The 10,373-nt window shown below is 63.6% G+C and carries 10 protein-coding genes; all 10 read left to right on the top strand.

The window, feature by feature from the left end; all coding sequences use genetic code 11:
- The coding region (locus E4L98_RS15080) for an ammonium transporter (RefSeq protein WP_135202374.1) at window positions 1-1,388 on the top strand (1,388 nt) is incomplete at its 5' end.
- Window positions 1,389-1,560: 172 nt separating this feature from the next.
- Window positions 1,561-2,862: a glutamate--cysteine ligase gene (gene gshA / locus E4L98_RS15075; protein ID WP_135202373.1), complete on the top strand. Its 1,302-nt coding sequence runs from the start codon at window positions 1,561-1,563 to the stop codon at window positions 2,860-2,862.
- A 62-nt stretch (window positions 2,863-2,924) separates the two neighbouring features.
- A complete protein-coding gene (gene gshB / locus E4L98_RS15070) occupies window positions 2,925-3,875 on the top strand; it encodes a glutathione synthase (protein ID WP_135202372.1) in 951 nt (316 codons plus the stop codon).
- 36 nt (window positions 3,876-3,911) lie between these two features.
- On the top strand, window positions 3,912-4,319 hold the full coding sequence (locus E4L98_RS15065; protein ID WP_135202371.1) for a PTS sugar transporter subunit IIA: 408 nt from the start codon (window positions 3,912-3,914) through the stop codon (window positions 4,317-4,319).
- A 38-nt stretch (window positions 4,320-4,357) separates the two neighbouring features.
- Window positions 4,358-4,627, top strand: a complete 270-nt coding sequence (locus E4L98_RS15060) for an HPr family phosphocarrier protein (RefSeq protein WP_135202370.1) — start codon at window positions 4,358-4,360, stop codon at window positions 4,625-4,627.
- A 44-nt stretch (window positions 4,628-4,671) separates the two neighbouring features.
- Window positions 4,672-6,420: a phosphoenolpyruvate--protein phosphotransferase gene (gene ptsP / locus E4L98_RS15055; protein ID WP_135202375.1), complete on the top strand. Its 1,749-nt coding sequence runs from the start codon at window positions 4,672-4,674 to the stop codon at window positions 6,418-6,420.
- Between the two features lie 114 nt (window positions 6,421-6,534).
- Window positions 6,535-7,650 (top strand): homoserine O-succinyltransferase MetX, encoded by a 1,116-nt coding sequence (gene metX / locus E4L98_RS15050; protein WP_229257406.1) that lies wholly within the window; start codon window positions 6,535-6,537, stop codon window positions 7,648-7,650.
- Window positions 7,647-8,258: a methionine biosynthesis protein MetW gene (metW, locus tag E4L98_RS15045; RefSeq protein ID WP_135202368.1), complete on the top strand. Its 612-nt coding sequence runs from the start codon at window positions 7,647-7,649 to the stop codon at window positions 8,256-8,258. Before metX ends, metW begins: the two co-directional genes overlap by 4 nt.
- Window positions 8,255-9,502: an AmpG family muropeptide MFS transporter gene (locus E4L98_RS15040; protein WP_135202367.1), complete on the top strand. Its 1,248-nt coding sequence runs from the start codon at window positions 8,255-8,257 to the stop codon at window positions 9,500-9,502. Before metW ends, E4L98_RS15040 begins: the two co-directional genes overlap by 4 nt.
- Window positions 9,489-10,373: a M48 family metallopeptidase gene (locus tag E4L98_RS15035; RefSeq protein WP_135202366.1), complete on the top strand. Its 885-nt coding sequence runs from the start codon at window positions 9,489-9,491 to the stop codon at window positions 10,371-10,373. Before E4L98_RS15040 ends, E4L98_RS15035 begins: the two co-directional genes overlap by 14 nt.

Here is a 10,373-nt window from a genome sequence, read left to right as displayed (position 1 = left end):
CTCCCGCCGCCGCCGCACCGGCCGCGCCAGCGGATGCGGCCGCCGCTCCCGCCGCGCCAACCCCGCAAAAGGGCGACACCGCCTGGATGATGACCTCGACCCTGCTGGTGATCCTGATGACCATCCCCGGCCTGGCCCTGTTCTACGGCGGCCTGGTGCGTTCCAAGAACATGCTGTCGATCCTGATGCAGGTGTTCATGATCTTCGCGCTGATCGTGGTGCTGTGGTGCATCTACGGCTACTCGCTGGCCTTCACCGAGGGCAACGCCTTCTTCGGCAACCTGCATGACCGCACCTTCCTGAACGGCATCTGGGATCCGGCCAAGGGCGCCTTCGCCTATGCCGCCACCTTCAGCAAGGGCGTGGTGATTCCTGAGTTCGCCTTCGTCGCGTTCCAGGCCACGTTTGCCGCCATCACCTGCGGCCTGATCATCGGCGCCTTCGCCGAGCGCGCCAAGTTCGTGGCGGTGCTGGCCTTCGTGGTGATCTGGTTCACCTTCGCTTACCTGCCGATCGCCCACATGGTCTGGTTCTGGACCGGTCCGGACGCGATCAAGGACGCCGCCACCCTGGCCACCGAAACCGCCAAGGCCGGCTTCCTGTTCCAGAAAGGCGCGCTCGACACCGCCGGCGGTACCGTGGTGCACATCAACGCCGCCGTCGCTGGTCTGGTCGGCGCCTACATGATCGGCAAACGTGTCGGCCTGGGCCGTGAATCGATGGCCCCGCACTCGGTCACCATGACCATGATCGGCGCCTCGCTGCTGTGGGTGGGCTGGTTCGGTTTCAACGCCGGTTCGGCGCTGGAAGCGGGCGACATCGCCGCCCTGGCCTTCATCAACACCCTGCTGGCGACTGCTGCCGCCACCGTGTCGTGGGTGTTCGCCGAATGGATCTTCAAAGGCAAGCCGTCGATGCTGGGTGGCGCTTCGGGCGCGGTGGCCGGTCTGGTGGCCATCACCCCGGCCTGCGGCTTCGTCGGTCCGATGGGCGCGCTGATCATGGGCCTGCTGGCCGGCGTGATCTGCCTGTGGGGCGTGAACGGCCTGAAAAAACTGCTGGGCGCGGACGATTCGCTGGACGTGTTCGGCGTGCACGGCGTCGGCGGTATCCTGGGCGCGATCCTGACCGGCGTGTTTGCCGCACCGTCGCTGGGCGGCCAGGGCGTGTTCGACTATGTTGCCAACAAGGCATCGGCTGACTACTCGATCGGCTCGCAAGTGATCGTGCAGGCCACCGGCGTCGGCGTGACCATCCTGTGGTCGGGCATCGTCGCGCTGATCGCCTTCAAACTGGTGGACGTGGTGATCGGTCTGCGCGTGCCGGAAGAGGAAGAACGCGAAGGTCTGGACATCACCACCCACGGCGAGTCCGCATACCATGATTAATTAACAACAGCTCACGCTGTTTGGCTGAAAAGCGCCCCCAAAAGGGGCGCTTTTTTTTATATCACGCCTTTAAAATAGGGTTATTGTCCCAATTTGGGGTATCTGCACGTTATTATCTGGCGTTCTATGTGCCTGGAGGGGCGTCCTCCCGCATCAATTCAAGGAAGTCAACATGGTTCCCCACCTCGTCACGGCCCTGAGTGGACCGCTGCTCGATCTCGAAGAAAAAATCCTGGCCGCCACGCCGGCCATTGAGCGCTGGTTCCGCCTCGAATGGCAGGAACACACTCCGCCGTTCTACTGCTCGGTGGATATGAGGAATGCCGGATACAAACTCGCGCCGGTGGACACCAATCTGTTCCCGGGCGGCTTCAACATGCTGGCCACCGAGATGCTGCCGCTGTCGGTGCAGGCGGCCATGGCGGCGATCGACAAATATTGCCCCGATGCGCGCAACCTGCTGCTGATCCCGGAAATCACCCAGCGCCACCCGACCTACTGGGCCAACGTGGCGCGGCTGATGCAGATTTTCCGCCAGACCGGCCTGCACGTGCGGCTGGGTTCGCTGTCGCCGGAAATCACCGAACCGACCCCGCTGCCTCTGCCGGACGGCAATATGCTGGTGGTGGAACCGCTGGTGCGCTCGCCCAACGGCCGCCGCGTCGGTCTGAAGGATTTCGATCCGTGCACTATCCTGCTGAACAACGACCTGTCGGCCGGCCTGCCGGAGATCCTGCAGAATATCCACGAACAGAGCCTGCTGCCGCCGCTGCACGCCGGCTGGGCGCTGCGCCGCAAGAGCAACCACATGAACGCCTATGATGAGGTGGTCAAGAAGTTCGGCAAGCTGATCGGTGTCGATCCGTGGATGCTGAACCCGTTCCACGCCAAGTGCGACGCGGTCAACTTCCGCACCGGCGAGGGCTACGACTGCCTGGCCGCCAACGTCGACGCGCTGCTGGCCAAGATCAAGAAGAAATACAAGGAATACGGCATCAAGGACCAGAAGCCGTTCGTGATCGTCAAGCCGGACGCCGGCACTTACGGCACCAGCATCCTGACCATCAAGGATTCCAGCGAGATCAAGGACCTGACCCAGGCCCAGCGCGACAAGATGACCGTCATCAAGGATGGCAAGGAAGTCACCGACTTCATCATCCAGGAAGGCGTGCCGACCTTCGAGAGCATCAAGGACGCGGTGGCCGAGCCGGTGGTGTACATGATCGACCGCTACGTGGTCGGCGGCTTCTACCGTATCCACGCCGAGAAGGGCATCGACCAGAACCTGAACGCTCCCGGTTCGCAGTATGTGCCGCTGGCCTTCGCCCAGCAGCACGCGGTGCCGGACCTCAAGGCCAAGCCGGGTACGGCCGCGCCGAACCGCTTCTACGTGTACGGCGTGGTGGCGCGTCTGGCGCTGCTGGCGGCGTCGCTGGAAATGGAACGCACCGATCCGAATCCCGAGGTCTATTGACGGCGACCGATGCCGGTTGCCGATCTCGGCTAAAATCAGGCATTACCTCTCACGGATGCGCCATGAAGATAGCTTTCCTCGCCGACCCTTTGTCGACTTTTAAGACCTACAAGGATTCCACTTATGCCATGATGGTCGAGGCCGCCAAGCGCGGCCATACCGTCTACGCTTTTCAGCAGAAGCACATGGCGGTGGAGCAGGGCGTGGTCACGGCCCGGGTGCAGCAGATCAGCATGACCGGCGACAGCACCGACTGGTATCGCGCCGCCGAGCCGGTGGAAACCAACCTGGGCGAGTTCGACGCCATCCTGCAGCGCAAGGACCCGCCGTTCGACATGGAATACGTGTACGGCACCTATCTGCTGGAACTGGCCGAGAAGCAGGGCGCCAGGGTGTTCAACAAGCCGTCCGCCATCCGCGACCACAATGAGAAAGTGGCGATCACGCAGTTCAGCCAGTTCACCTCGCCGACGCTGGTGACGTCCGACGAGGCGCGCATCCGCGCGTTCCAGAAGCAGCATGGCGACGTCATCCTCAAGCCGCTGGACGGCATGGGTGGCGCCGGCATCTTCCGCGTCACGGCCGACGGCATGAATCTGGGCTCCATCATCGAGACCCTGACCGGCAACGGCCGCCACACCATCATGGCCCAGCGCTACATCCCGGACATCGTCAAGGGCGACAAGCGCATCCTGGTGATCGGCGGCAAGCCGGTGCCGTACTCGCTGGCGCGCATCCCGCAGAACGGCGAAGTGCGCGGCAACCTGGCGGCCGGCGGCATCGGCGTGGCCCAGCCGCTGACCGAGCGCGACTTCGAAATCGCCAACAGCCTGGGGCCGATTCTGGCCGCCCGCGGCCTGTTGCTGGTAGGATTAGATGTTATCGGCGATTACCTGACGGAAGTGAACGTCACCAGCCCGACCTGTTTCCAGGAGATTACGCAGCAAACCGGCTTCCCGGTGGCGGCGACCTTCATCGACGCGGTCGAGGCGGCGGTGCAGTCATCCCGGTAACAAGAAAAGTCCAATACTTACTGGCGATTTAAGAATATGGTAGGCATACTACTTATGACGCACGCACCACTGGGCCAGGCCTTTCTTGCCGCCTGCGCACATGTGTTCCGTGGTCCGACCGAACATCTGGAAGCGATCGATGTGATTGCCGACCAGGACCTGGGCGAAGTCCAGAACCTGGCCGCGGCGGCCATCAAGCGCCTGGACGATGGCGACGGCGTGCTGGTGATCACCGACGTCAAGGGCGGCACGCCCGCCAACTGCTGCAACCGGCTGGCCGACGCGGGCCGGGTGGAGGTCATCGCGGGCATCAGCTTGCCGATGCTGCTGCGCGCCATCACCTACCGCCGCGACACGCTGGACGTGGTGGTCGAGATGGCCCTGGCCGGCGCGCAAAGTGGAGCGGTGCGCGTCGACAACCGGATACGCGTCGGGGAAGCCTGACTTTTTATGCAATGCGCACTGATTGAGACAAAAGAAAAATGATTCAGCAAGAACTCGAAATTATCAACAAGCTTGGTTTGCATGCGCGTGCCTCCGCCAAATTCACCCAACTGGCAGCAAAATACAAAAGCGACGTCTGGCTGACGCGCAATGCGCGCCGCATCAACGCCAAGTCCATCATGGGCGTGATGATGCTGGCCGCCGGCAAGGGCGCCAAGGTCCTGCTGGAAGCCGACGGCGACGATGAGGGCGATTGCATCGCCGCCCTGACCGCGCTGGTCAACGACAAGTTCGGCGAAGGCGAGTAATGGCGGCGGAGCGCAGCCGTCCCCGCTTCCCCGCAGGCCCGCCGATGGCCTCGTTCACGCTGCATGGCATTCCGGTCTCGCGCGGCATCGCGATCGGCCGCGCCCATCTGCTGGCGCCGGCCGCGCTGGACGTCAAGCATTATCTGGTGGCCGAGGAGCAGGTCGAGGCGGAAGTCACGCGTCTGCAGCAGGCGCTGGCCGCCGTCCACAAGGAATTGCAGACGCTGTGGAACGAACTGCCCAAGGACGCCCCCACCGAGCTGGGCGCGTTCATCGACGTGCATGCGCTGATCCTGTCCGACCCGATGATTTCCGAAGCGCCGCTGGACATCATCCGCACCCGCCACTACAACGCCGAATGGGCGCTGCTGACCCAGATCGATGAGCTGTCGGCGCAGTTCGACGAAATCGAAGACCCGTATCTGCGCGAGCGCAAGGCCGACATCCAGCAGGTGGCCGAGCGCGTGCTCAAGGTGCTGATGGGCAGCGAGCGCATGCTGCCGCCAGCGGCGCCGGCCGGCGAGGACGAGTTCCAGCCGCAGATGATCATCGTCGCCCACGACATCTCGCCGGCCGACATGCTGCAGTTCCGCGACCGCTCCTTCATCGGCTTCGTTACCGACGTCGGCGGCCAGAACTCGCATACGGCGATCGTCGCGCGCAGCCTGGATATTCCGGCCGCCGTCGGCATGTCGGAAGCCTCGACCCTGATTGAGCAGGACGACTGGCTGATCATCGACGGCGACGCCGGCGTGGTGATCGCCAATCCGAGCGCGCTGGTGCTGGAACAGTACCGCGAACGCCAGCAGGCCGCCGCGCGCGCGAAGAAAAAGCTGCTCAAGCTGAAGAAGACGCCGGCCATCACCAAGGACGGCACCGAAATCACGCTGCTGGCCAACATCGAGCTGCCGGACGATTGCCCGGCCGCGCTGGAAGCGGGCGCCAACGGCGTCGGTCTGTTCCGCTCCGAATTCCTGTTCATGGGGCGCAACAACCGGATTCCGTCGGAAGACGAGCAGTTCGAGCAGTACAAAAAAGCCGTGGTGGCGATGAAAGGCCGGCCGGTCACCATCCGCACCCTGGACATCGGCGCCGACAAGCCGCTGGACCAGAGCGAGCAGACGGCGCTGAATCCGGCGCTGGGCCTGCGTGCGATCCGCTACTGCCTGGCCGAGCCGCAGATCTTCCTGACCCAGCTGCGCGCGATCCTGCGCGCGTCCGCGTTCGGCAAGGTGCGCATCCTGATCCCGATGCTGGCGCACGCCTTCGAGATCGATCAGTCGCTGGCGATGGTGGCGCAGGCCAAGGCCGAACTGCGCGAGCAGCACGTCAAGTTCGACGAGGAGATCGACGTCGGTGCCATGATCGAGATTCCGGCCGCCGCGCTGGCGCTGCCGATGTTCGTCAAGCGCATGGACTTCCTGTCGATCGGCACCAATGACCTGATCCAGTACACGCTGGCCATCGACCGGGTTGATTATGAGGTCGCGCACCTTTACAATCCGCTGCATCCGGCTGTGCTGCAATTGATCTCGATGACGATTGCGGCCGGGCATAAAGCCGGGATCGACGTCGCTGTTTGCGGCGAAATGGCGGGCGATGTCAAACTGACACGTCTGCTGCTGGGCATGGGGCTGCGCGAATTCTCGATGCACCCGGCGCAGCTGCTGTCGGTCAAACAAGAAATCCTGAACAGCGACCTTGCGCGCATCATGCCGCAAACCCGCAAGATCATGCGCTCGATGGAACCCAACGTGATTGCAGACGCGGTCGAACAATTACAGTTGATGTAGTACGTGGCGGAACCCACCCTCGCGGTTCCGCCTTGATAGATGGCCCGCGGGGCCGCCCCCAAAAACTAAACCAACATGTCATCGTCATCCCTGGGATACGTTAAGCCGCAAACCATGCATTTTGCAGAGCCGCTGGTGCTGCAAAGCGGCGCGTCGCTGCGCGACTATATGCTGATGTATGAAACCTATGGCACCCTCAACGCGGACAGATCCAACGCGGTGCTGGTCTGCCATGCCCTGAACGCCTCGCACCATGTCGCCGGCGAATACGAAGGCCAGCCGAAAAGCCTGGGCTGGTGGGACAATATGGTCGGTCCCGGCAAGCCGCTGGATACCGACAAGTTCTTCGTCATCGGCATCAACAACCTCGGTTCCTGCTTCGGCTCCACCGGCCCGATGCACATCAATCCGGCCACCGGCAAGCCGTACGGCGCCGCCTTCCCGGTGGTGACGGTGGAGGACTGGGTGGCCGCGCAGGCGCGCCTGGCCGATCAACTGGGCATCCGCCAGTTCGCCGCCGTGATGGGCGGCTCGCTGGGCGGCATGCAGGCGCTGGCCTGGTCCATCATGTACCCGGAGCGCCTGCGTCACTGCGTGGTGATCGCCTCGACCGCCAAGCTGTCGGCGCAGAACATCGCCTTCAACGACGTGGCGCGTCAGGCCATCCTGTCCGACCCGCATTATCACGGCGGAGATTTCTACGAATTCGGCGTGGTGCCCAAGAACGGCTTGCGCGTGGCGCGCATGGTCGGCCACATCACTTATCTGTCGGACGACGACATGGCCGAAAAATTCGGTCGCAAGCTGCGCGACGTTGCCGAGACGGGCGACTACAAGTTCGACTTCGGCATCGATTTCGAGATCGAATCCTACCTGCGCTACCAGGGCGACAAGTTCAGCGAATATTTCGACGCCAATACCTATCTGCTGATCACCAAGGCACTGGATTACTTCGACCCGGCGCGCAAGCACGGCGGCGATCTGGCCAAGACGCTGAGCGGCACCAAGGCGCGCTTCTTCCTGGCTTCCTTCACCACCGACTGGCGCTTCTCGCCGGAGCGCAGCCGCGAGATCGTGCAGGCGCTGATCGGCAACCGCCGCCAGGTGACCTACGCCGAAATCGACGCACCGCACGGCCACGATGCCTTCCTGCTGGAGGACTCGCGCTACATGAACATGGTGCGCGCGTATTACGACCAGGTGTGGAACGAGATCGGGAGCAAGGCATGAACTTCGATGAACTGAGCATCGCGCGGCCGGACCTGGCCTTCATCGCCCACTGGGTGGACCAGAGCGCGCACGTGCTGGACGTCGGCTGCGGCGACGGCGTGATGATGGACTATCTGCAGAGCGAAAAGCAGTGCAGCGGCTACGGCATCGAGATCGCCGACGACAAGGTGCTGGCATCGACCCAACGCGGCGTGCAGGTGATCCAGCAGGACATGGAAAACGGCCTCGGTCTGTTCGGCGACAACAGCTTCGACACGGTGCTGTGCCTGTCCTCCCTGCAGATGATGAAGCACGTGGAAGACCTGCTGCGCGACATCGTCCGCGTCGGCAAGGAAGCCATCGTCTCCTTCCCCAACTTCGCCTACTGGCCGCACCGCATGGCGCTGCTGAAGGGACGCATGCCGGTGTCAGAATCGCTGCCGTACGAATGGTACGACACGCCCAACGTGCGCTGCGCCACCATTTACGATTTCCGCGACCTGGCCGAGGAGTGCGGGCTGGAAGTGATCGAATGTGTGGCCCTGGCCGAGGGCAAGCGTGTATCCTTCCTGCCTAATCTGCGCGGCGACCTCGCCGTGTTCCGTCTTCGTAAAAAGGCCGCCCATTGACCACCGCCAAGCCCTGGTACAGCTACCTTAACGGCCGTACTGTTTCGATACTGTTCCTGGGCTTCAGCTCCGGACTGCCGCTGTACACGCTGATCTACCTGATGCAGGCGTGGCTGGCCAAGGCCGGGCTGGACGTAAAGGCGCTGGGGCTGTTCGGCCTGGCGATGTTCCCCTACACCTTCAAGTTTTTGTGGGCGCCGTTCATGGACCGCTACACCGTGCTGCCGCTGGGCCGGCGGCGCGGCTGGATGGCGCTGACGCAGCTGGCGCTGTTCCTGTTCATCGGCGGGCTGGGCATGCTGGACCCGAAACTGGAACTGTCGCTGATCGCCATCGTGGTATTCCTGATCGCCTTCCTGTCGGCGAGCCAGGACGTGGTGATCGACGCCTACCGGCGCGAGATCCTGGCCGAGGAAGAGCAGGGCCTGGGCGCCGCCATCATCGTCAATGCCTACAAGGCGGCCAGCCTGATTCCGAGCGCGCTGGGCCTGGTGCTGGCGGACAGCCAGCCGTGGCAGCTGGTGTTCTGGGTGGTGGCGGCCTTCATGCTGCCGGGCTTTGTATGTACCCTGCTGGCCAAAGAGCCGACGCTGTACGGCGCGCCACCCAAGAATCTGGAGGAAGCGGTGGTGCTGCCGTTCCGCGAATTCGTCCTGCGCGATGGCTGGCGTCAGGCGCTGTTCATCATCGCCTTCGTCCTGCTGTACAAGATCGGCGACACCATGTCCACCGCGCTGTCGACCAAGTTCTTCCTCGATATCGGCTTCACCACCAAGCAGATCGGCCTGGCGGCCAACGCCACCGGCTGGTGGGCCAGCCTGGCCGGCGGCGCGGTGGGCGGCATCTGGATGATCAAGCTGGGCATCAATCGCGCGCTGTGGGTGTTCGGGGCGCTGCAGGCGCTGGCGATTCTGGGCTTCGCCTGGCTGGCCAGAGTGGGCCCCGATCCGGTGCTGCTCAGCGCCGTCTTCGGCTTCGAGGCGTTCGCCAGCCTGGGACTGGGATCGGCGGCGCTGGTGGCCTTCATGTCGCGCGCCACCGATCCGCGTTACACGGCCACGCAGTACGCGCTGTTTTCCAGTCTGGCTGCGGTGCCGCGCACATTCATCAATTCCTCGGTAGGGTATATTGTCACTGAAACGGGATGGTTCTGGTTCTTTATCGTGTGTTTTATCCTTGCGTTTCCTGCAATGATGATGCTGCCGAAAATCGCCCCTTGGAATGATGGACATGAAAAACCTTAAATTGAAGCACGCCATGCTGGCGCTGGTGCTCTGCACCAGCGCGCTGTCGCTGCACGCCCAGAATGACGGTATCCCGGTGACCAAGCTGTCGCCGCTGCGCAATCTGTCCGGCGGCGACTCGCAACAGTTCAACGAGCAGGCCCGCCTGCAATACAACCAGATGCTGAGCCAGGCGCACCAGAAGGACGCCGTCGCCACCGACACCAATCCGCAACTGATCCGCCTGCGCGCGATCGCCAAGCGCCTGATTCCGTTCACCGCGCGCTGGAATCCGGAGGCGGCCAAGTGGGACTGGCAGGTCAACCTGCTCAAGTCGGATACCGTCAATGCGTTCTGCATGCCGGGCGGCCGCATCGCCTTCTACAACGGCATCCTGACCAAGCTGAATCTGACCGACGACGAAGTGGCGATGGTGATGGGCCACGAGATTGCCCATGCGCTGCGCGAGCACGCGCGCGAGCAGGCCGGCAAGAACAATGCCACCTCGCTGGTGGCGCGGCTGGCCGGCGCCGCCGGCGCCGCCTACTTCGGCTTCGACCCGCGCCTGGGCGACGCCGTGGGCAGCGGCGCGGCGCGCTTCGCGGCGCTGAAGTTCTCGCGCGGCGACGAAAGCGAGGCCGATCTGGTCGGCATGGACCTGGCCGCGCGCGCCGGCTTCGATCCGCGCGCCGGCATCGCCCTGTGGCAGAAGATGGGAGCGGTGAACAAGAATCAGCCGCTGCAATTCCTGTCGACCCACCCCAGCGGCAGCCAGCGCATCGAGGACATGAACAAAAACATGTACCTGGTGCTGCCGGTGTACGCGCGCGCGAAGGGGCTGGACCCGGACAAGCTGCCCGCGTACCATTCCATCGCTTTGCCGCGTTCCTGA

This window comes from Duganella callida (assembly GCF_004614165.1).
GTDB classification, from domain to species: domain Bacteria; phylum Pseudomonadota; class Gammaproteobacteria; order Burkholderiales; family Burkholderiaceae_D; genus Rugamonas; species Rugamonas callida.
Note: the sequence above shows the minus strand (reverse complement) of the source record. Positions and strands in the feature narration are given on the sequence as shown.

Coding starts and splice junctions, on each gene's coding strand:
- E4L98_RS15035 (WP_135202366.1), top strand. CDS start 9,489: ATGAAAAACCTTAAATTGAAGCACGCCATGCTGGCGCTGGTGCTCTGC.
- gshA (WP_135202373.1), top strand. CDS start 1,561: ATGGTTCCCCACCTCGTCACGGCCCTGAGTGGACCGCTGCTCGATCTC.
- gshB (WP_135202372.1), top strand. CDS start 2,925: ATGAAGATAGCTTTCCTCGCCGACCCTTTGTCGACTTTTAAGACCTAC.
- E4L98_RS15065 (WP_135202371.1), top strand. CDS start 3,912: ATGGTAGGCATACTACTTATGACGCACGCACCACTGGGCCAGGCCTTT.
- ptsP (WP_135202375.1), top strand. CDS start 4,672: ATGGCCTCGTTCACGCTGCATGGCATTCCGGTCTCGCGCGGCATCGCG.
- E4L98_RS15060 (WP_135202370.1), top strand. CDS start 4,358: ATGATTCAGCAAGAACTCGAAATTATCAACAAGCTTGGTTTGCATGCG.
- metW (WP_135202368.1), top strand. CDS start 7,647: ATGAACTTCGATGAACTGAGCATCGCGCGGCCGGACCTGGCCTTCATC.
- metX (WP_229257406.1), top strand. CDS start 6,535: ATGCATTTTGCAGAGCCGCTGGTGCTGCAAAGCGGCGCGTCGCTGCGC.